Annotated in this window: 18 protein-coding genes; 13 read left to right on the top strand and 5 right to left on the bottom strand. The window is 38.9% G+C overall.

Annotated elements, in window-relative coordinates; all coding sequences use genetic code 11:
- Nucleotides 1-309 precede the first annotated feature (309 nt).
- Nucleotides 310-2,502 (top strand): TonB-dependent receptor, encoded by a 2,193-nt coding sequence (locus tag OSH00_RS19520; protein WP_266131799.1) that lies wholly within the window; start codon nucleotides 310-312, stop codon nucleotides 2,500-2,502.
- Nucleotides 2,503-2,597: 95 nt separating this feature from the next.
- Here OSH00_RS19520 and OSH00_RS19515 read toward each other — a convergent pair whose 3' ends face one another.
- A complete protein-coding gene (locus OSH00_RS19515; RefSeq protein WP_266131798.1) occupies nucleotides 2,598-3,662 on the bottom strand; it encodes an SDR family oxidoreductase in 1,065 nt (354 codons plus the stop codon).
- Nucleotides 3,663-4,048: 386 nt separating this feature from the next.
- On the opposite strand from OSH00_RS19515, the gene ftn reads away from it, so the two are divergent.
- The gene (ftn, locus tag OSH00_RS19510) at nucleotides 4,049-4,513 is read left to right on the top strand and encodes a heteropolymeric bacterioferritin subunit Ftn (RefSeq protein ID WP_196075985.1); all 465 of its coding nucleotides are present in this window, start codon (nucleotides 4,049-4,051) and stop codon (nucleotides 4,511-4,513) included.
- 152 nt (nucleotides 4,514-4,665) lie between these two features.
- Here ftn and OSH00_RS19505 read toward each other — a convergent pair whose 3' ends face one another.
- Nucleotides 4,666-5,235: a peroxiredoxin gene (locus tag OSH00_RS19505; protein WP_266131797.1), complete on the bottom strand. Its 570-nt coding sequence runs from the start codon at nucleotides 5,233-5,235 to the stop codon at nucleotides 4,666-4,668.
- Nucleotides 5,236-5,797: 562 nt separating this feature from the next.
- Here OSH00_RS19505 and OSH00_RS19500 point away from each other — a divergent pair.
- From OSH00_RS19500 to OSH00_RS19455, 10 genes are all read left to right on the top strand, one after another.
- Nucleotides 5,798-6,517, top strand: a complete 720-nt coding sequence (locus tag OSH00_RS19500) for an alpha/beta hydrolase family protein (RefSeq protein WP_266131796.1) — start codon at nucleotides 5,798-5,800, stop codon at nucleotides 6,515-6,517.
- Nucleotides 6,518-6,648: 131 nt separating this feature from the next.
- Nucleotides 6,649-7,947, top strand: coding sequence for an adenosylmethionine--8-amino-7-oxononanoate transaminase (gene bioA / locus OSH00_RS19495; protein ID WP_266131801.1), 1,299 nt, complete (start codon nucleotides 6,649-6,651; stop codon nucleotides 7,945-7,947).
- Nucleotides 7,944-9,113 (top strand): 8-amino-7-oxononanoate synthase, encoded by a 1,170-nt coding sequence (locus OSH00_RS19490; RefSeq protein WP_266131795.1) that lies wholly within the window; start codon nucleotides 7,944-7,946, stop codon nucleotides 9,111-9,113. Before bioA ends, OSH00_RS19490 begins: the two co-directional genes overlap by 4 nt.
- Before the next feature lie 23 nt (nucleotides 9,114-9,136).
- Nucleotides 9,137-9,928: a malonyl-ACP O-methyltransferase BioC gene (gene bioC / locus OSH00_RS19485; protein WP_266131794.1), complete on the top strand. Its 792-nt coding sequence runs from the start codon at nucleotides 9,137-9,139 to the stop codon at nucleotides 9,926-9,928.
- On the top strand, nucleotides 9,925-10,584 hold the full coding sequence (gene bioD, locus OSH00_RS19480; RefSeq protein WP_266131793.1) for a dethiobiotin synthase: 660 nt from the start codon (nucleotides 9,925-9,927) through the stop codon (nucleotides 10,582-10,584). The genes bioC and bioD overlap by 4 nt, the downstream gene beginning before the upstream one ends.
- 87 nt (nucleotides 10,585-10,671) lie before the next feature.
- Nucleotides 10,672-11,130, top strand: a complete 459-nt coding sequence (locus OSH00_RS19475; protein WP_266131792.1) for a hypothetical protein — start codon at nucleotides 10,672-10,674, stop codon at nucleotides 11,128-11,130.
- A 239-nt stretch (nucleotides 11,131-11,369) separates the two neighbouring features.
- Nucleotides 11,370-11,711: a YegP family protein gene (locus tag OSH00_RS19470; protein WP_096735098.1), complete on the top strand. Its 342-nt coding sequence runs from the start codon at nucleotides 11,370-11,372 to the stop codon at nucleotides 11,709-11,711.
- A gap of 657 nt (nucleotides 11,712-12,368) precedes the next feature.
- A complete protein-coding gene (locus OSH00_RS19465) occupies nucleotides 12,369-12,833 on the top strand; it encodes a YybH family protein (RefSeq protein WP_266131791.1) in 465 nt (154 codons plus the stop codon).
- A 164-nt stretch (nucleotides 12,834-12,997) separates the two neighbouring features.
- Nucleotides 12,998-14,167, top strand: a complete 1,170-nt coding sequence (locus tag OSH00_RS19460) for a low temperature requirement protein A (RefSeq protein ID WP_266131790.1) — start codon at nucleotides 12,998-13,000, stop codon at nucleotides 14,165-14,167.
- A gap of 28 nt (nucleotides 14,168-14,195) precedes the next feature.
- Nucleotides 14,196-14,600 (top strand): NUDIX hydrolase, encoded by a 405-nt coding sequence (locus OSH00_RS19455; protein ID WP_266131789.1) that lies wholly within the window; start codon nucleotides 14,196-14,198, stop codon nucleotides 14,598-14,600.
- A 73-nt stretch (nucleotides 14,601-14,673) separates the two neighbouring features.
- On the opposite strand, the gene OSH00_RS19450 is transcribed toward OSH00_RS19455, so the two are convergent.
- The 3 genes from OSH00_RS19450 to OSH00_RS19440 all read right to left on the bottom strand — a co-directional run bounded on the left by OSH00_RS19450 (nucleotide 14,674) and on the right by OSH00_RS19440 (nucleotide 19,999).
- Nucleotides 14,674-17,061, bottom strand: a complete 2,388-nt coding sequence (locus OSH00_RS19450) for a glucose/quinate/shikimate family membrane-bound PQQ-dependent dehydrogenase (protein WP_266131788.1) — start codon at nucleotides 17,059-17,061, stop codon at nucleotides 14,674-14,676.
- Between the two features lie 153 nt (nucleotides 17,062-17,214).
- Nucleotides 17,215-18,468, bottom strand: a complete 1,254-nt coding sequence (locus OSH00_RS19445; RefSeq protein WP_266131787.1) for a carbohydrate porin — start codon at nucleotides 18,466-18,468, stop codon at nucleotides 17,215-17,217.
- A gap of 412 nt (nucleotides 18,469-18,880) precedes the next feature.
- Complete coding sequence (locus tag OSH00_RS19440) at nucleotides 18,881-19,999, bottom strand: CaiB/BaiF CoA transferase family protein (protein ID WP_266131786.1); 1,119 nt, start codon at nucleotides 19,997-19,999, stop codon at nucleotides 18,881-18,883.
- A gap of 211 nt (nucleotides 20,000-20,210) precedes the next feature.
- On the opposite strand from OSH00_RS19440, the gene OSH00_RS19435 reads away from it, so the two are divergent.
- Entirely contained in the window at nucleotides 20,211-21,221 is a 1,011-nt protein-coding gene (locus OSH00_RS19435; protein ID WP_004724010.1) for an AraC family transcriptional regulator, read from the top strand.
- The last annotated feature ends 58 nt before the right edge of the window (nucleotides 21,222-21,279 follow it).

Genomic DNA, 21,279 nt, shown 5'->3' with positions numbered 1-21,279 from the left:
AACATTTACCATGACATAGAAATGAATCTGAAAGACTTGCCTTTGCAACATCAGGCTTTATATGAAAAATTTACATCACTATAGATAGTATGCTTACCTATAGAAAAATGATTATTGATGTTTTATGAATATTTATAAGCATTGAATTCCATTTTGAAGGGACTAAAAAGTTAAATGCTTTAGATGATAATTATTCTTATTTAATAGAATTTTCCATTAAAAAAAAGTTTTAGATGAGAAATTACAATATTTAACAATAGTGATGGTGTATATAATAATCATTATCAATTGAAAAGTAATTTGTTGAATATGAAAATTTTTTCCCAAACACTTCTCGTTCATTCTATTGCAGTCGTTCTTTTTGGCGGGGGCGCTATACAAACAACTTTGGCGGATACTGAAGTTTCAACTTTACCGACAATTGAAGTTGCTGCTGAAAAACAACAAGAGACAGCAACTTTTGCCAATGGGGCATTGAAAAAAAATACCAATCTAGGACCATTGGGCAATAAGCAAATCATTGATACGCCTTTTAGTATCAATAGTTATTCTGAGCAGTTGATCGAAAACCAACAAGCGAAAACGGTGGCTGAAGTCTTAAAAAACGATCCTGCAATTCGAATTACGACAAATCAGGGACATCTTAATGAAAACTTTAAAATCCGTGGTTTTGATGTCAACCATGAAGACATGAACTACAACGGATTTTTTGGTGTTGCTCCTTATGGGCGTATTCCAACAGAATTTTTAGAATCAGTGACAGTGCTAAAAGGACCAAATGCATTGGTAACAGGTGTTGCGCCCACAGGCAGTATCGGGGCTGTAGTGATTGCGAATTCTAAACGTGCAGATCGAGAACTCACTCAACTATCTGCATCTTTCCAAGATGAAGGCTACTATCAATCTGGTTTTGATATTTCACGTCGTTTTGGTGAAAACAAAGAATTTGGCGTTCGTGTAAATGGTGTTTATGGTCAGGGTGAACATATCGTTGATGGTATGGATGATCGCCATATCTCAGGCGCAGTCGCTGCGGATTACACGACAGACAAAGTCAAAATTAATTTTGATTCCTATGCCATCCATGACAATCGTAAAGGCGGTTCTCCAGCGATGATTGCAATGGGAGTTAAAGACTCCAAAGGAAATGGAGTGAACCAAGTACTATCGGCACCTGCTGGAGATTTGAATTATTTTCCACATTTAGAAGGGAATACCAAAAGTAATTTTGTGGGACTATCAGGAGAATATAAATTTACTCCAGATCTAAAAGCATTTGCCGGTATTGGTTATGTCGAGAAGCAATATGCAGGGCATTTATTTGGTACTCGCATGATTGTCACCAATCTAAATGGATCAGCAACATCACAATATTATCGTGTGGGTTCACAAGAACATAATACGGCTGCAAATGTAGGCTTTGAAGCAAACTTTGATACAGGTTTAATTAAACATACTTTAGGCTTACGTGCCGATTATCTCACACGTAAATATAATCAACATAAGGGTCAAGGTGCCACCCCTGTGACTTTCGATACCAATATCTATGATCCTTCTGATAAAGGAAATATGCCTTTAGCGAATCCTGCGATTCTACCTTTGGGGGATAATAAATATTTGAGTTATACCTTAACGGATCAACTCTCGATGTTAGACGATAAACTGCAACTCATTTTAGGCGCACGTTATCAAGATATAGATACCAAAAATCGTCAGAAAAAAACCGCTTATCGTGATGATAAGGTTTCGCCAAGTTTTGGGATTGTGGTCAAACCATTTGGTGAAAATCTTTCACTTTATGCAAGTTATGTCGAAGGTTTAGTTGAAGGATCGACTGTTGACTCAACCTTAAAAGATGTAAATGCAGGAAAGACATTTGCACCATTTCAAACTCAACAATATGAATTTGGTGCGAAATATCAGTCAGGTTCTTGGTTAAATACTTTGGCGCTTTATCAAATTGAAAAACCGAGCACGATGGTCACTACATTTAGCCAAGCAGATGCGAATGGGAACATTCAGATGACGACTGACAATGCAGAAACACGGTCTCGTGGTGTGGAATGGTCATTCTCTGGTGAAATTTATGAGGGGCTAAATCTGCTTGGAAATCTTGCTTATACAGATGCTGAATTAACCAAAGCAGCAGTGACTAAAGGTGTATCCAATCAAGGAAATACTGTTTTTGGTGTGCCTGAATGGACTGCATCATTAGGTTTAGATTATGCAATTCCTCTGCTTGATGGATTAAATGTAAATGCCCGCACAAACTATGTGGGTAAACAATATATGAATGATGCCAATACACTTGAACTCCCTGATTATACAATAGTTGATTTGGGTGCCCGTTATAAAACTAAACTTGGTGGGGTAAATACAACATTCTTATTCAATATAGACAATGTCGCCAATAAAAAATATTGGGAAGGAATGTTTAACCAAAACTATGCGGTCGTGGGGGGTGCAAGAACTTATAAAGCAGGTGTAACTTTTGACTTTTAAGCTTTAGCTGATCTTGATAAGACAAAAGCCTTTTTCATATGTGAAAGAGGCTTTTGTTTAAAAAATATTTGTAGGGAGGGATGTATCAACAGCCTCTAGATATATTTTTTCACGACGCCATCATCAAGCAATTGTTGAAAATGCTCCACTAAACTGGTTTCAATGTCACGATAGTGAATGCCTAATTCCTTGATACTTTTATCAGCATTAAAGAAGATCGGATACCCCATATTCTTTTCAATAAAGTCACGAGAATATCCAAAAACAGGTCCAATAAATTTAAACGCTTTTTTAGGCACTTGATTGCGTGGAAAAGGAAATTTCTGTCCAAAATGTTGACGTAAAATTTTTCCCATTTCCAAGAGGCTGAGGGAGCCACCACTGATAATGTAACGACCAGAAGCTTGCGGGTTAAATGCAGCCAAAATATGTGCATCTGCTACATCACGAACATCGACTATACCATTCCACATCGGTGGAACACCAAATAAGGTCATTCCATTTGCAAACTGCTCAAGCACTTCAACACTTCCAGACTGAGTGCTGGCGGTCAGTGATGGACCAAGTACGAGGGCAGGATTCACGCAAACGAGTGTCCAGCGGTCTTGCGCTTCTGCCATTTCCCATGCTTTCCGCTCAGCCATCACTTTGGAATACGGATAGGGTTGATGGGTGGTTGAACTGGTTGTATTCCAGTGAGACTCATCAAACTGATTATGTTTGGTGTTTAAGATATCGACCGCATCGCCATAGGTTGAAGCAATGCTTGAAGTCACGATAACACGTTTGACAGAATCCGTTTTATTGATACTGTTAAGAACGTTTTCTGTTCCTAAGACTGCGGGTTCAATAATATCTTTAACGGCATCTTTATAGTTGGTGACGACAAAGGGTGATGCCATATGTAATACAATTTCACAATCTTTCATCGCTTCATCGAAAGAACCATTTTCCAACAGATTGGCTTTGAACAGTTTAAGTGTTCCCGGTGTTTTTTGTGCAATTTTTTCAAGATGGGCAAAGCTTTGTTTTTTATTTAAATCGCGTACGGTTGCATGTACGGTATAACCTTGTTCCAGTAGTTTTTGGATCACCCAACTGGCGATATAGCCTGTTGCACCTGTGATGAGAATTGGGGCTGAAAGATTTCCCTGAACCATTATTTTTTTCCTTCTATTTTTAATATTCAATATCATAAATATTAAGGCGAACGTTGTCTTGAAATATTAGCACTAAAAAAACTAAAAAAGTGCTCACTTGAGTTTAGTCATTAAAATTTAATAGAAAATAAAATCATGATGGCAAATAAGAAGCATTTTTAATGGTTACAAAATAAATCATTCGCAATGTTGAAACTTATTCCACTTGAAAAGTGCAATCAAGTCTTGCAAGAGGTTATTTTATATATGAAAAATTACTTATTTGAATTGCAAATGCGTATGTTTCTCATTTTAATTTTATAAAAATCATAAACTTACACATTTTGTCTTTTGCAAATTTTATAAAACTTGTCCATACTATTGCAAAAGAAAGCGGAGTAATTGAAATGCGTGGCAATCCAGAAGTCATAGACTATCTAAATATGTTGATCGGTGGCGAACTGGCTGCTCGTGATCAATACCTCATTCATTCTCGTATGTACGAGGACTGGGGCTTAAGCAAAATTTATGAACGTATCGATCATGAAATGCAAGAAGAAGCTTCTCATGCGGATGCTTTAATCCGTCGTGTACTTTTCCTTGAAGGTACACCGAATATGAATCGAGATGATATTGTTACTGGCGAGGATGTTGTCAGCTGCCTAAAAGCTGATTTGGCGTTGGAATATCATGTGCGTGAAAAACTTGCACAGGGCGTAAAACTGTGTGAGGAAAAAGGTGACTACGTTACCCGTGATATGCTTCGTCAGCAAATGAATGACACAGAAGAAGACCATACCTATTGGTTGGAAAAACAATTGCGTTTGATTGAATTGATTGGTTTACAAAATTATATTCAGTCTCAAATGTGATATGTGCTGCAATCAAAAAGCCTTTAGATATTTTATTATCTAAAGGCTTTTTATCGCTGTTAACTTATTGGGGGACTAGACTGGCTCAATCATTTGTTTGAGCTTTATACGCTGCCTAAAGACCATTCAAACAATGCTGTTGCTTCATAAGATTATTTTTTTGAAAACTTTTGAATGTCTGCAAGGACCTGGTTTGCATGCGTTTGAGTATTTACGCTGCTGTAGTGATACACAATCGAGCCTTGAGGATCGATTAAAAAGGTTTCTCGTTTTGCAATTTTGGTAATTCCCAGATTACGTACAATCCCAAACTGGCTTGCCAATTGGTGATTGGTATCTGCAAGAATCGGGAAATTGAGCCCCAATTTTTCTGAAAACTTCTGATGAGATTTTACATCATCCAAGCTCACACCCAGCACCACAGCATTATTCTTAATGAATTGTGGATACAGTGATTTGAATTGATTGGCTTCTTGCGTACAGCCCGGTGAATCATCCTTTGGATAAAAATACAGAACAACCCATTTGCCTTTGTATTGATTGAGTTCGTGCCATTTTGAGTTTTGATCTTGTAATTTAAAACTGGGTGCAGGTTTCCCAACCCATTGCCGCTCTGATTCATAAGAAGAAAAAATTGAATTTTCAGCATGGCCGATGCGATTCAACATGCACAGTGTGGAAACGGAGAGTAATCCTATAGCTAATATTTTAAGTGGTTTCATTGTATATCCTTTGCTGCATTGAGCCTGAGTCCATACTAACAAAGTTTAGCTGCGGCGCGCGTGGAGAAATGTTGGCTTTTATTTGAAACATATCTATGAATTTTAAAGTTGTATATCATCCTCAGAACAATAGGGATGTCGGTGCAGTATTCATCCAATTGAAAAAGGATAAGCAAGCGGATGTGGAGGTCGCAGAAAAAATGAAATAGCAGACCAACGGATACAATACAGATGCTTCTCCCTGAAGATGCGCATGCAGAATCATGGTTTCATGTGGAACTGCTGATACCTGCGCTGAAGATATTTTCCAAGCGTATGAAACTTCGAGAAACAGTGCAATTTGCACTCGAGTAAATCCATCAATAATTTAAAAGTACATGGGCGAACGTGATTCCAGCAAGTGTATGGGTTGACACAGAAATTAAACAACAGTCATTAAAAATAGTGAATCTAAGATATTGATTTTAAAATACTGCTTCTGAAAGCATAATCAGGTCTGTTGTTCTATTATTTTAAGCATGCTCTAATCAACGCTTCTGATGATTTTTAATAGTGATTTGAATTGAATCAACGTATTTTGCTGATTACTGGTTGGGGCGGTGGAACAAAGCTGCTCATGACATTACAACAACGCTTAGAACAACAAGGTCATACAGTTGAGCTGATTAATATTTTTAATGCTTTAGATCAACAAGTCTTACAACACAATGTTGAAAAAGCCCAATCCTTTGATGTGATTTGCGGGTGGTCTTTAGGTGGGCAATTGGCAACCTTGTTGGTCGATCAAATTGAACGACAATATCGGCAACATAAAATATTGATCACATTGGCTTCTAATCCATGTTTTGTCGCAAATACCGAATGGCAAACGGCAATGAGTCCAACCACATTTCAAAACTTCAAACAATCGTTTGCACACGATGCAATTGCAACGCTGAAGAAATTTGGTTTTATGGTGTGTCAGGGGAGTGAAACCAGCAAAGCAGATTTTGTAAAATTGCAAAGTTTGATTCAACCACAGAATATAGAATTATTAAAACAGGGTTTATTGTGTCTAGAGTTATTAAACAATGTTGAGATCTTAAAAAATTATACTGGAAGGCAATTTCATTTGTTTGCGCAACAAGATTTTTTAGTTAGTCACAAAGTTTTCGAAAATTTTCAAAAATTCAATGCAAAGTTTTTGAATGCTGAACTATTAAAAGGCTCCCACGGACTTCCAGTTTTTCATTTTGAATTGGTAACTGACAAAATCTGCCAATATTTACAAAAAATAGAATAAATCATGGGACGAGTGGCAAATCTCGCAATTTATTTTTATTCCCTGTAGGTTTAACATCGTTACACTGTTTTTGCTGTAACTGCTTTACCTATGGATACTGGAGTAAATGGATGACCGATTTCAACACGCACATGGCTGAATTGGTAAAGAATGATCTGAGTTTTGATCGTGAACATCTTTGGCATCCTTATACGTCCATGACACAGCCTTTACCCACTTTTAAAGTCACAAAGGCTTTTGGTGCCACAATTGAGCTGGAGGATGGACGCCAGCTGATTGATGGCATGTCCTCATGGTGGTGTGCGATTCATGGTTATAACCATCCTGAATTGAATCAAGCTGTCATCGATCAACTCCAGAATATGTCTCATATCATGTTTGGTGGATTTACGCATGATCCGGCAATACAGCTGGGAAAGTTACTGCTGGAAATTACCCCACCCAGTCTCGATAAAATTTTCTTTGCAGATTCTGGTTCTGTTGCCGTTGAAGTCGCACTCAAAATGGCTGTGCAATATTGGTCTTCTCAAGGCAACTGTCTAAAAACCAATTTTGTCACGCCTCGCTCCGGTTATCATGGCGATACATGGAATGCGATGTCTGTCTGCGATCCTGTAACCGGTATGCATCAAATTTTTGGATCAAGTTTACCCAACCGTTTTTTTGTCCCTGCCCCCCAAATTGGTTTTTATGAAGAATGGAATCAACAAGATATAGCGGGGCTTGAGGAAACTTTGGCATTACATCATGCCAGTATCGCAGGTTTGATTCTTGAGCCGATTGTACAGGGTGCGGGTGGGATGCGTTTTTATCATCCTGAATATTTACGGCAAGCCAAATTGCTCTGTAAGCAATATGATGTTTTATTAATTTTTGATGAAATTGCAACAGGCTTTGGACGCACAGGAAAACTATTTGCATGGGAACATGCACAGGTCGAGCCTGACATTATGTGTATAGGTAAAGGCTTGACGGGTGGCTACATGACTCTTTCTGCGACGATCACGTCAAAGCATATCGCTGAAATGATTAGTCAAGGGGAGGCAGGTGTATTTATGCATGGTCCTACCTTTATGGCAAATCCTTTAGCCTGTGCGGTGGCGGTCAAAAGTACGCAACTGTTAATCAGTCAAGATTGGCAAAACAATATTCAACGTATCGAAGCCCAGCTCCAACGCTATCTAAAACCTTTACAATCCCTCAAACATGTTGCAGATGTACGTATATTGGGGGCCATTGGTGTGGTTGAACTTACGGTGAATGTGGATATGAAGGCATTGCAACAAGAATTTGTTCGGCGCGGCATTTGGATTCGTCCCTTTGGTAAGTTGGTTTATCTAATGCCACCTTATGTGATCCTGGACAGTGAACTCAATATTTTACTGACACAGTTGGTCGAAGTTGTCAGGGGGATGGAGCAACCTAAATGAGCCAGAGCAATATATTACTTGAATCTTATGCCCAACAATTAGATGATTTGAAGCAGCAGGGAAACTTGCGGCAATTCAGTTCAAACATTCAGCAAGGCCGTGATATTTATATTCATGATCAGCAGATGCTGAATTTAGCTTCAAATGATTATTTGGGCTTGGCTTCAGACCTTGAGCTTAGGACGCAGTTTTTTGATGAAACTCCAAATGCACAACGCCGAATGAGTTCTTCGTCTTCACGCTTGTTAACGGGGAATTTTCCAGAATATGAATTGCTTGAATATAGTTTAACTGAGGCTTTTCAAGGTCGTGCAGCGTTGCTGTTTAACAGTGGCTATCATATGAATATCGGTATTTTGCCTGCACTTGCTGACAGCAAGACACTGATTCTTGCCGATAAATTAATTCATGCCAGTATGATAGACGGCATTCGCTTGTCATCTGCAAAATATGTACGTTATCGACATAACGATCTCGAGCATTTGGCTCAGTTGTTGCATAAATACCATGACGATGATGCTTTTGAACGGATTATTGTGGTCACTGAATCCATTTTCAGTATGGATGGTGATGAAACAGACTTAACCAAATTGGTCGGAATTAAAAAGCAATTTTACAAAGTCATGTTATATGTAGACGAGGCCCATGCAATCGGTGTTCGAGGTGAGCAAGGATTGGGGTGTGCAGAGCAATATCAGGTGATCGAAGATATTGATTTTCTGGTCGGAACCTTCGGTAAGGCAATCGCATCTGTTGGTGGCTATTTAGTTTGCCACCCCGTGATTCGAGCGTTTCTGATTAATTCAATGCGTCCTTTGATTTTTAGTACGGCTCAGCCTCCGGTTTGTATGGCTTGGACGAATTTTATCTTTCAGAAAGTTCTAGGCTTCAATCAATTGCGCCAACATTTACACAATACCAGTGCGTATTTACAGCAGGCTGTGCAAAGTAAAGGCTTTGATTGCCCTTCCACATCACATATTGTTCCAGTGATTATCGGTGACTCAAGCCAAACGGTAACGAAGGCAAAAACTTTACAAGAGGCAGGGTTTTATATTATGCCTGTGCGTCCGCCGACTGTTCCGCAACAGAGTTCACGATTACGCATTTCTCTAACTGCGCAAATATCTCAAGCTGATCTAGATCAGCTGATTCCCTTATTGTAAGCAGAAAGTATTGTGAGCTGAATGTGAAATCTTTAAAACTTGATAAGTCGCAGATTGCTTTGCGATTTGCGCAGGCAGGACAGAGTTATCCAGAACAAGCAATTGTGCAAAGAAAAATTGCCCGGCACTTGTCTGATTTAATCGCTCAATATACTGTTGATCAGCATGACAAAGTATTTGAAATTGGTTGTGGTTCTGGAAATTTAACCCAACTTTTAATGCAAAAACTGCACATCAAGGATTTGATTCTGAATGATCTCTATATGGATGTGCAGCAGCATTTTAGCCAAACAAATGCGGTCAACAAACCTCAGATAAACTGGCTAATCGGTGATATCGAACAACTTGAGTTTCCCAACAATCTGAACATGATTGCTTCAAGCTCTGTACTACAGTGGGTAAATGATCTGGATGCGATTTTGGATCAGGCTTTCCGTCATTTAACCCCGCAAGCTGAATTGTGTTTTTCGAGTTTTGGTCCACATAATTTACGAGAAATTAAAAGCTTAACAGGACAGGGATTGAACTATTTATCTATCGAGGACTTACAGGCTAAGTTGCAGAAGAATGGTTTTGAAATTCTGCATTTATCTGAGCAGCTTGAACAGATGACTTTTACCCATCCCAAACAAGTGTTACAACATTTAAAAGCTACGGGTGTAACGGCAACGGCTGCATATTTCCGTTGGACAAAGCAAAGTCTTATCGATTTTTATCAGAATTACCAACAGTTTTCATATGTTGATGAGACAGGAATACTTCAGTATCGCCTGACTTATCATCCTATTTATTGTATCGCTCGGAGAATGCCATGACAGGATCAGTTTACTTTATTAGTGGAATAGATACGGGGATTGGCAAGACCTACACGACAGGATATTTGGCAAAACTGTGGAATGCACAAGGGCGCAAAACCATTACCCAAAAGTTGATTCAAACTGGTAATACCGATACTTCAGAAGATATTCAACAACATCGTGAAATTATGGGCATGGGCTGGTTTCCTGAAGATGAAAGTAAACTGACCATGCCTGAAATTTTTACTTATCCTGCATCACCACATTTGGCAACTCAAATAGATGGACGTAAAATTGATTTCCAAAAAATCGAATCTGCCACACAACAACTTGCACAAAACTATGAAGCTGTATTGTTGGAGGGTGCAGGCGGCTTGATGGTACCACTGACGACAGAACTGCTGACGATTGATTATGTCGCCAACAAAAAATTGCCTGTTATTTTGGTCAGTTCTGGACGTTTGGGGAGTATCAATCATACGATTTTAAGTTTAGAAGCGTTGAAAAGTCGTGATTTAGAGTTGTATGCGCTTGCCTATAACTTAAACGATGAATCACAGGATGAACTGATTTCAAAAGATACCGCTGAATACTTGAAAGCCTATTTGAGGAAACATTTTCCGAACAGTATCTGGATCGATATTCCAGTAATCTCATCATCAAGCACGGTATAAAATGCTTGATGGATGTATCGAAATACACATGTTTTATCTGTGTAGGTGTTTTTACTTGGAAAAACTGCAACAGAGAGGATGCTGCTGATGAGTTTTAAGATTCAAATCGAATTATTGAATGAGTCTGACCTCTCTTCCTTGGATTTTGAAAGTAATGCGTCCACTCAAATTTTAAATAGCTTTGATCAAATTGACTGGTTGCAACAAGCTGTTTGGGCGATGTTAGAGCAACATCAAGGTGACTTTCCTTTTTTTCAAGTTGAGCACATACCCAGTGGGCGTAAATTTGGTGGTCTTTTTATTGCCTACAGCCATAATCAATATAATTTTAATGTTCATGCAGAACTGTATCAAAAACAGCAAAAGTCACATTTTTTTGGTTTATTTAAATCTGAAAGCATGCCAAGCTTTGACAATGATAATCTGCCTTTTGAGGTATTCCGTGATTGTTTGGAAAAGTTTTTGCGTGGCAATGACTCTGAAATTGAACGGCTACTCAAGATAAAATATAAAAGCTATGCCCATATAGATCCATTTGGTGAATAAGGGACCTAGCAACGAGTTTGAGCGATAAACTTGATTTGCATAACTATTTGTGATTGATAATTAAAAATATTTTTATTCGGATAAGATCGCCGCTCACAGACCTTACACAAAGCATAAAGTGATAACAAATTAGTCTTTTTAAAAAATCAAAAGTCATTTATATTTCATATCAGTGGCGTAATTTATACCCAATAAACGCTGTGTAATAAAATAAACTGAAAATAATCAAGAGGTGATCCATGTCAGGATGGTATGAAATTAGTCAAGCAAAAGATGGTCAATATCGTTTTGTATTGAAAGCAGGAAATGGAGAAATTATCCTTACCAGTGAGTTGTATAAGGCAAAAGCTTCAGCCCAGAACGGTATTGCGTCTGTACAAAAAAATAGTCCTGATGATGCCCGTTATGATCGTCTCGAAGCCAAAAATGGGAAACCCTACTTCAATTTAAAAGCCGCAAATCATCAGATTATTGGTACGAGCCAATTTTATTCGGGTGATGCAGCTCGCGATAATGGGATTGAGTCTGTAAAGAAAAATGGTCCTTCTGAGAAAATTAAAGATCTAACTGAGCAAGCATAAACAACTGTTAAATTTTTCTAAAAAAGCATGTTATTTACATGCTTTTTTTATGGCAATATTGAGTTGAGAAAAAATACCATTATTTATCAAAATTGATCAATTTAATGAAATTATTTAAATAAATTTTAATTAAATTGTTAAGTTTAAGATTACAATTTTGACATAAATCTTCGAACATATTTTAAAAAGATAGAATATAAAAATATCAAGAGTATTATATTTATTAGCTTTGCAATCACCTATAAATCTTAATTGAGTTTTTATCATAAATTTATATGACTATTTTTAAGCATTTTTAAAATTTAAATATGTTATGGTCAATTTATTATCAAATTAAGTTCGTTGTATCAGTTTGGTATTATTGAGTTTTGGTAAATAATTTGCGATAGGTATGTTTGAGCATTTAATCAAATGCCTGTCGGAAAATATGTGAATTAAATGAGTATTTTTAAATATTGCTAATGTAATGAAGGATTATATCCATGGAATTAGGTAAATGTATCTAGATTATAGGAGATGTTCCATAAAATAATCATATTGGAATAATCACAAGGGATAGATTCGATTTAGATTGCGCAGTCACTTAAATAAACACCAATATAATTCACATAATATTTATTAAGTGTTAAATTGATCACAAATAAGTGAGGTTTCTCGATGAAAATAGAAATCGCTGGTAATTCACAAATTGCTGCTGAGGTTATTTCCCAAATTAAAATCTGGGATGCTGCTGTTGTTGGTAACAGTCTTGAACACCTCTTAGATCAATGCGCACAAGATGTCAGTATGTTTGATGTCAGTACTCAAATGGATGGTATTCATGCCTACAAACAGGAATGGGAAAAGTTCAGCCATTATTTTAGCGAGAATATTAAAATTGTTCGACGTAATATGAAAATATATGCATCAAATGATTTGGCCATCCTGCATTGTCATTCTAAAGTGGAAAATACGGCACTGAAAGATAAATTACAAATGCCTTGGTGTCGCACCACATTGTGTCTCCAAAAGAAAGAGGGGCAATGGTTGGTGGTACATCAACATATCTCAATGCCAATTGATATGATGACTGGCAAAGCCATTAAGTTAAAAGACAAGGCAAAATTGAGATTAGTGGTATAAATAAATTGTTGTAAAAACATGCCCTTTCTCGGGCGTTTATTTTCAGTTGAAATTAAAACATTTGAAGCGACAAAAAAGATTTTTCAGTGCTTGTGGGGTTGCTACTTGAATCATAGATCGAGTTTTGAAAAAATCATGAAAATAATCTCAAAATGTGAAAAATAATGCCAAATTCATTGTTTGAAAAATATGGTTGGTTAAAACCCTTAACTCCCCGTAACCCCCATGAGCCACATCGAGTGGCAACATCTTTAGAATTATTGTTTGATTTGATTTTTGTAGTGGCGATCGCCACAGCAGGACAGCAATTACATCACAGTATTATCGAAAACCATCTTTCACATGGTTTATTGCTTTATTTTATGGTGTTTTTCGCGCTGTGGTGGGCGTGGATGAATTTTAGCTGGTTTGCCTCGGCTTATGACAATGATGATGTGTTTTATCGCATCATGACTTTTGTACAAATCATCGGTTCCTTGGTTATGGCGGCTGGAATTCCGAGTGCTTTTCAGCAGCAAGATTTTGATGTGATTATCATTGGCTATGTCATTATGCGTCTTGGGCTGGTGACGCAATGGTTTCGAGTTGCGAAAAATGATCCTGAACGTAAGCAAACAGCCCTAAGATATGCTTTTGGCATCATTATTGTACAAATTGGATGGTTACTTTTTCATTTTTCCCCGATTAATTTTACCTTATATTTATTTGTACTTTTGGTGATTGCAGAACTCGGTGTACCAATTTTTGCCGAAGCACACACTATGACGCCGTGGCATCCACATCATATTTCAGAGCGATATGCATTGCTCACGATCATTGTGCTAGGTGAATCTATCATCGGGTGCTTTGCAGCAATTTCTGATGCTTTAAATAATCAGCTGTTAAGCCAAGAATTGATGTTTTTAACAGTTGGTGGCTTACTGATCATGTTTACGATGTGGTGGGCGTATTTTGATCACGATGTTGCCGAAAGATTAAATAGTCGCAAACGTGCATTCTCATGGGGTTATGGTCATTTTTTTATTTTCGTGAGTATTGCCGCATTGGGTGCAGGTTTGGCAGCTGCTGTTGATGTTGTAACGCATAAAGCTGAGATTTCAACGGAAATCGTGACGTATTTTATTGCGATCTCTTTAATTGTATATAGTGCTAGCCTGTGGTTATTACAGGATATTCATCATTTATCGGGTATAAAGAAATGGTTTTATCCAATTACTGCGGTGATTGTGCTGTGTATTCCTATGATATTGCATCAAACAGGATATGCGGTATTTGTGATTGCCATCATTTATGCATTACGTCTTATTTTTTCAAAATGTTATTTAGCAAGATAAGCAGTGGCTTGGATCAGGATGGGCTTAAATGGGATTTCATGATTTTTATCGAATGAGTTCACATGCTGTTATTGTTAACGAGCAGCAGCAAGTCCTCTTATTGAAGGCAAGCTATGCAGACTGTGCTTGGGGCTTACCTGGTGGAGGATTGGATCAAGGTGAAACCGTACATCAAACGCTACTTCGTGAATGTCATGAAGAACTGGGATGCGATGTGAAGATTGAATATCTATCAGGTATTTATTATCACCCAGCAGTCAACTCGCATGCCTTTATTTTTAAATGTACGTTGCCTGGTGATCAGCAGATCAATTTAAGTGAAGAACATTCTGAATATCAATGGTTTGATTTTGATCAGCTTTCCCCTGTACAAAAAATCCGGGTAGAAGATTGCTTTAACTTTAATGGTCAGGTGATCAGTCGCTCATTTTAAGGTTATGCCACTTTTTCTGAGGCAATAAAAAACAGGTCTCGAAGACCTGTTTTTTATTGCTTAGATTATTACATTATTTATCTGGAAGGGCATAAGCGACAATAGAGTCACCCATTTTAGTCCCAAATGAACCATGCCCGCCGGCCATGATTACAACATATTGTTTGCCGTTGCTTTCATAGGTCATAGGAGTCGCCTGTCCACCTGCAGGTAAACGACCTTTCCATAATTCATCACCATTGGTGACATTAATTGCACGAATATAGTCATCTTGGGTTGCACCAATGAACATGACATTACCCGCTGTTGAAATAGAGCCGCCTAACATTGGTACACCCATTTTGAACGGTGGCAATGGAATCCCAGGCATACTGTCACGGATAGTACCGATACGACGTTTCCATGCAACATCATGTGTTTTTAAATCTACACCAGCAACATAACCCCACGCAGGTTGCTTACATGGTAAGCCGAATGGTGAAAGGAAAGCACTGATTTCAACACCATAAGGAACACCATACATCGGTTGAACACCCGCTTCCGTACCTGCACCTTTCGCTGTTTGCTTACGGTTAGGGTCAGCTGGGATCAACTTACTGACAAATGGCAAGCCAATTGGATTCATCACAGCAATTTGACGATCTGGATTAAGTGATAAACCGCCCCATTCAAATACACCCAAATTACCAGGGAAAACTAAAGTACCATTTTCTGAAGGTGGAGTATAAATGCCATCATAATTTAAACGATGAAATGAGACACGGCAGATTAATTGGTCAAACATGGTTGCGCCCCACATTTGTTTATCTGTCAATTTATCTTTAGGTGCTAAGTTGAAGTCTGAGAAAGGTTGAGTTGGAGAATAGAACTCGCCTTTGGTTTGTGGACCACGTTTTACAGTTTGTGGCACTGGACGTTCATTGATCGGAACGATGGCTTGACCATTACGGCGGTCTAAAACAAAGGCATTACCCGTTTTGGTCAATACATAGATCGCAGGAACAGTCTGTCCAGTTTTATCTTTAATATCAGCCAGGGTAGGTTGAGACGGTACATCCATATCCCATAAATCATGGTGAGTGGTTTGGAAGTTCCAGACCAATTTACCTGTCGTTGCATTCAACGCTAACATTGAATTGGCATAACGCTCATGGAGTTTAGTACGGTTACCGCCCCAGATATCAGGTGTACCTACACCCGTCGGTACATAAACAAGATCAAGTTTTGCATCATAGGCAAGTGGTGCCCATGCATTTGGTGAGTTGTTGACATATTTTTGACCAGGACCCGGAATTTGGTTTGGATCTTCAGCACCTGTGTCGAATACCCAGAGCAAGGCACCAGTATTGACGTCATAACCACGAATTACACCAGACGGTTCTTGAGTAGAGTAGTTATCGGTTGTTGAACCACCAATGATAATGGTTGTACCTGTAACGACTGGCGGAGAAGTTGGAATATATCCACCTGGGTAAGGAAATGGCATATCTTTTTGCAAATCAACTTCACCGTTGTGCCCAAAGTCAGAACATGCTTTACCGGTATCCGCATTTACAGCAACGATACGACCGTCATTCACAGGTAGAATAACTTTACGTGGACATTCTGTAGACGACGATTTTTTTGCCTGTAGGCTTGTTGCAAAACCGACAGTATTATTTGCATCGTAGTAAGAAACGCCACGACAGGTTAAGTGTTGGAAGGTATTGTCAGACTTGAGTTTTGGATCAAATACCCACTTTTCCTTGCCTGTAGACGGGTCAAGAGAAACCAATCTTTGGTGTGTTGTACACAGGTACATGTTATTGCCGATTTTAATCGGAGTAACCTGGTTGGTGGTTTCACCAGAGTCATTCTCTGTTTTAGACTCGCCTGTATGATAAGTCCATGCGACTTGCAGATTTTTTACATTGTCAGAGTTGATCTGGTTCAATGGTGAATAACGTAAACCTGATTGGGTACGCCCATACGCAGGCCAATCCGCATCGGCGATTCCTTCAATTGGAGCCGGTGTCGGTTGTTTCGCTGATAACGTTCCTCGAATTTCTTGAGGGTCATTAAAGATCGAATATGCCATCACGGCAATGGTGATTGCCAATGTTCCAGAAAGCGCAATTTTAGCGCCTTTGGCATCGAAACCACGAGTAACTGCTGGAATAAGCAACCATAAACCGAACACGCCTAAAATGTCTAGACGTGGTGCAAGCGCGAAAAAGTCAGAACCAACTTCCCAAAGCCCCCAGACTACAGTACCGAGTACTAGCGCAGCGTAGACATATAAAGCAGAACTGCTCAATTTACGTAATAAAATTGCTGTTGCAATGAACAGTAGACCTGCAATGATGTAGTACCAAGACCCACCAAGTGCTGCAAGCCATACGCCACCAATAAGGAGGACCAGACCAAAAACAATTGCAATCGCAATGGTAAATGTTCTAAATCCTGAAGATGGAGTTTGCATGTTGACCACCTATCTATCTATTTAATTAATTTTGAACGCTTGATCATTCCCATAAGGTTTGATGAAGCAGAGAACTTAAAAAATCAGACTTTAAATATTTTCATGCCTTGGGAGAATATATGAGCGGGCATCAAAATATTTATCGTCTTCAAACTAAAATGCAGTTTGCAGTTTAATGCCCCCAACCCACGCATTTTCACCATTTTTATATGCGCCGACATGGCGGATATATTGTACATTTGGACGAACTGTGAGCCAGTTTGTGGCATGGACACCATAATAAAGTTCGGTGTTGTATTCTTCGTTTTGCTGACGAATCTGAATATCATTTACATCAGAATTGATACTGATGCGTGAAAAACCAATGGCGATGTCATCTTGAGGGCGGGCATCAAATGGACCTTTATAGACCAACCCAATATTTTGCATATTGTCTACAGTATTGGTCTTTGAATCATGAAAAGTGACATTGACAAAACCTGTTAAACCGCGATTTACATCACCTTGATGGGTGGTGAGTTGTTGTTTTGCAACAACCCATCCGCCTTGTTTATGATCTGTTTGGTTTGGGTTCTTGATGGTTTGGGCATCTACTGTACTGTAGTAGTAGCCTAAACGATACTCACCAGGTAAATGGGCTGCGCTGAGTTTAGGTTGCCAAACTACTTCCACTGGAATAATTGCACCGTGAGAACCATCTGTACTGAGGTTGAAACCTTTGCCCCGTTTCAGGTTTTCAGGGTTGTATTCATAAGCACCAATCTGCGCATAAAGTTCTGGGTTGAGATTGTATTTTGCTCGAATCGCCCATTGACTCACTGGCCAGTTGTACCATTGATCACCCACCCAGTTCCCTACTTGAGAGCCGCAAAGCGCAAGATTTTGAAAATCACAGTCAAAGCTGTTAAAATCCTCGCCTTCGCCAAACCGGCCCACTTTAATATCTAGATTTTGATCAAGGAATTTTTTCTTGATCCAGAAATCAGTGAGGCGCCAAGTTTGACCTCGTCCCCAAACTTCTTGAGTGGAACTGAGTTGTCCAGCAAGTGCATCTGAGGTTTGTGAAAGTGAGCGCCCATTACGTTCAGTAATGGTAATTTGCGCTTCTGTATCTTTCCAGCCCAGTACTTTCTCTAAGTCGATATGCGTACCGATTGCAAACTGATCTGCATACTCAGTACCGTGACTGGAGTGATTTTTTGAATCCAGTAATGTGGCTAACTCACCAGTATAACCAAAACTGAAGTCATAACCTTTTTGTTGCAGCTCGGTTCGCTTGCCGTTCCAGTCGCCTAGCATCCACGGACTTTGTGGATCAAATGCATCAGCTGCCTGCGTACTTTGAAAAGAACAGCATAAAGACAATAGGCTGATTGCCCCATAAAAGTAACCTTTAGATTTATTCATATTTGGTGACCTTGATAACACTTTGTAACTAATTATTTATGATACTCTCATATTTGTATAAAAATCTATTGATTTTGACTTTTAATTGTAATTTATGTAAACAGTTTATCGTATGATGATAATTCCTAAAAAATACATAATTAAAGTAAGGGTATCTTCTAGGTTAATTTATTCTATTGTTTTTGTTTGACTAAATTTATGTATGTGTTGATTGAAATCAGTATGGAAAGTAGAGGGTGCGTGTTTTTGAGTCAGTAAGAAGCAGGAATAATGAAGCATCATCAGAACACCTGTGTAATTGATTAGTTTCAAGATTACACAGGATGATCTGCTTACAATTCATACAAATTGTAAAGAAAATGACCAATTTGTAATTTTATTTAACTTGAAAGATGATGTAATTGATGTGCTGTTACCAGTCTCCTTCACCAAGTTGCTGACCGATATATTGATAACGCATCTGTGATCTTGAAAACTTGATTGGACAAGCCAATTGAGGTTCAGTTTGATCTGCATTGGCTTTTAATGGAACATGAACGATCCAACCGCGTTCTTTGGAAATTTTGGAGTTTAAAGCTTCATCCAAACTTAAAACCGGCTCCACACAAACATCCAGTTGACTAAATACATCATTCCATGCCGCAAGTGTCTGAGTTTTAATTTTTTCTCGAATCGCATGTTTAACCATTTGGCGGTCTTCAGGATCAAAAGACGTTCCTTTTTCTAATAGAATTGGCAGTTCGAGTGCTGTTGCTAAACCTGTCATGAATTGTGGTTCTAGGCTACCTATCGATAAATAACGATCATCTGCAGTTGCATAATAATCATAGAACGTGCCGCCATTCAGTTGTTCTAACTCGCGGTGCTGATGCTGACCAGCTGCCAAATTGGCTGCTGCAGCCATATTGTTGAGCCCAACCACACAATCTGTCATAGAAATATCAATGTACTGTCCAAGCCCGCTATTTTGGCGTTCGACCACAGCTGCTAGAATTCCAATCACCGCATGTAATGAGCCTCCAGCAACATCAGCGATCTGAATTCCCATCGGTGGTGGTCCACTGTCTTGACGACCACAATGTCCCGCGATTCCGGACAAAGCGATATAGTTAATATCATGCCCCGCCTTATCTTTATATGAGCCTGATTGACCATAACCCGTAATCGAGCAGTAAATCAGCCGAGGATTAATTTCAGACAAGGTTTGGTAGTCTAGACCTAAGCGTTGCATGACCCCAGGGCGGAATTGCTCGACCACAATATCGAATTCGGAAATTTTTTGCTTGACCTGCGCTATACTGGCCGGATCTTTTAAATCCAGTGTGACCGATTGTTTGTTACGGTTCAGATAACTATGTGATGTCGCTTGTCCATTTGCATAGGGAGGAAACAAACGCACCAGATCCGGACGAGTAGGTGACTCGATATGGATCACTTCTGCACCTAAGTCAGCAAGATATAAAGTTGCGAATGGGCCAGGTAATAAAGTCGAAAAATCGAGTACTTTCAATCCCTTTAAAGCGCTTGTCATAATTGTTTTTACCAATATAGTGTTGATTTTACGTCCATAATAGAAATATAAAATTAACAAAACAATGTCATGTTCAGCCATTTACCTTGATCATTTCGGCAATTTATGATGTAAAAAGGTGATCTACACTGTTGTAAATCGCCAATAAAACATTTTTTAGCGTCATTTAGGTCAATTGTTAGTGAACATCAAAGAGAGTGAAGGATTTACCATGAGTCGTGATACGATCAGTATCCATTTTGTGAATGCAGCCTTAACCGGTGTAAAACGTTTAGGAATGGACGTTGATACTTTACTTTCACATGTCGGCATAGAAGCAGAATTACTGCGTCAGCCAAAAGCACGTATTTCACCAGAGCAATATACTCGCTTTGTGAAAATGTTGTGGATGGTGACCCAAGATGAACATGTTGGATTCGATATTCAACCACGTCGTCTGGGTTCTTTTGCCATCATGTGCCAATTGATCATCCATGCAAAAACACTGGGTGACGCTTTAGAGCTTTCATCACAATTCTATAAATTATTTGGTGATGAATGGTCCGTTGCAGTTGAACGAGATAAACATGAAGCTCGTTTGGTGCCTCTGATTCCAAAAACCATGGATCCGGACCACTTCATTACTGAAAGTATGCTGATGATTTGGCATGGTCTGGCATCTTGGTTAATTGAACGTCGTATTCCTTTAGAGCGTGTACATTTTGGCTATCCACGTCCCAATCATGCCGATGAATATGATGCATTGTTCTTTGCACCTGTAATGCAGTTCGACATGCCTCGTACAGAAATTACCTTTGCTGCTGATTATTTAGACCTGCCGATTCGTCAAGACGAGGCGAGTTTAGAAGAATTCTTAAAAGCTGCCCCTGCACAACTGTTGGTGAAATTTAAAAATACCAATTCATTGACATCACGTATCCGCGAAGTGCTGAAGAGTCAAATCGGCGAGGAAATGCCGACCTTGAATGATGTTGCATCCATGCTGTATCTCTCTCCGCAAACTTTGCGACGTCGTTTAGCGGCTGAAGGTAAGAGCTATCAGGGGGTTAAAGATGCATTACGTCGTGATGCCGCAATTCATTTGTTATTAAATCCAGATTTAACCCTTGAAGATGTAGCTCAGCAAGTTGGTTTCAGTGAAACCAGTACTTTCCATCGAGCATTTAAAAAATGGACTGGGGTTACACCAGGACTATATCGCCAATTACATGGTTATCACTGATGCCTGCATGATGAAATCAAAAACTATTTTTTGATTATCCTCCGCCCAAGTTTAACTT

It is taken from the genome of Acinetobacter nematophilus (assembly GCF_026344175.1).
GTDB classification, from domain to species: Bacteria; Pseudomonadota; Gammaproteobacteria; order Pseudomonadales; family Moraxellaceae; genus Acinetobacter; species Acinetobacter nematophilus.
Note: the sequence above shows the minus strand (reverse complement) of the source record. Positions and strands in the feature narration are given on the sequence as shown.

Excerpts from the sequence above, each read along its gene's own strand:
- bioA (WP_266131801.1), top strand. The coding sequence starts at position 6,649 with ATGGCTGAATTGGTAAAGAATGATCTGAGTTTTGATCGTGAACATCTT.
- OSH00_RS19445 (WP_266131787.1), bottom strand. The coding sequence starts at position 18,468 with ATGAATAAATCTAAAGGTTACTTTTATGGGGCAATCAGCCTATTGTCT.
- OSH00_RS19435 (WP_004724010.1), top strand. The coding sequence starts at position 20,211 with ATGAGTCGTGATACGATCAGTATCCATTTTGTGAATGCAGCCTTAACC.
- OSH00_RS19460 (WP_266131790.1), top strand. The coding sequence starts at position 12,998 with ATGCCAAATTCATTGTTTGAAAAATATGGTTGGTTAAAACCCTTAACT.
- OSH00_RS19450 (WP_266131788.1), bottom strand. The coding sequence starts at position 17,061 with ATGCAAACTCCATCTTCAGGATTTAGAACATTTACCATTGCGATTGCA.
- OSH00_RS19465 (WP_266131791.1), top strand. The coding sequence starts at position 12,369 with ATGAAAATAGAAATCGCTGGTAATTCACAAATTGCTGCTGAGGTTATT.
- ftn (WP_196075985.1), top strand. The coding sequence starts at position 4,049 with ATGCGTGGCAATCCAGAAGTCATAGACTATCTAAATATGTTGATCGGT.
- OSH00_RS19475 (WP_266131792.1), top strand. The coding sequence starts at position 10,672 with ATGAGTTTTAAGATTCAAATCGAATTATTGAATGAGTCTGACCTCTCT.
- OSH00_RS19455 (WP_266131789.1), top strand. The coding sequence starts at position 14,196 with ATGGGATTTCATGATTTTTATCGAATGAGTTCACATGCTGTTATTGTT.
- OSH00_RS19440 (WP_266131786.1), bottom strand. The coding sequence starts at position 19,999 with ATGACAAGCGCTTTAAAGGGATTGAAAGTACTCGATTTTTCGACTTTA.
- OSH00_RS19520 (WP_266131799.1), top strand. The coding sequence starts at position 310 with ATGAAAATTTTTTCCCAAACACTTCTCGTTCATTCTATTGCAGTCGTT.
- OSH00_RS19515 (WP_266131798.1), bottom strand. The coding sequence starts at position 3,662 with ATGGTTCAGGGAAATCTTTCAGCCCCAATTCTCATCACAGGTGCAACA.
- OSH00_RS19490 (WP_266131795.1), top strand. The coding sequence starts at position 7,944 with ATGAGCCAGAGCAATATATTACTTGAATCTTATGCCCAACAATTAGAT.
- bioD (WP_266131793.1), top strand. The coding sequence starts at position 9,925 with ATGACAGGATCAGTTTACTTTATTAGTGGAATAGATACGGGGATTGGC.
- OSH00_RS19470 (WP_096735098.1), top strand. The coding sequence starts at position 11,370 with ATGTCAGGATGGTATGAAATTAGTCAAGCAAAAGATGGTCAATATCGT.
- OSH00_RS19505 (WP_266131797.1), bottom strand. The coding sequence starts at position 5,235 with ATGAAACCACTTAAAATATTAGCTATAGGATTACTCTCCGTTTCCACA.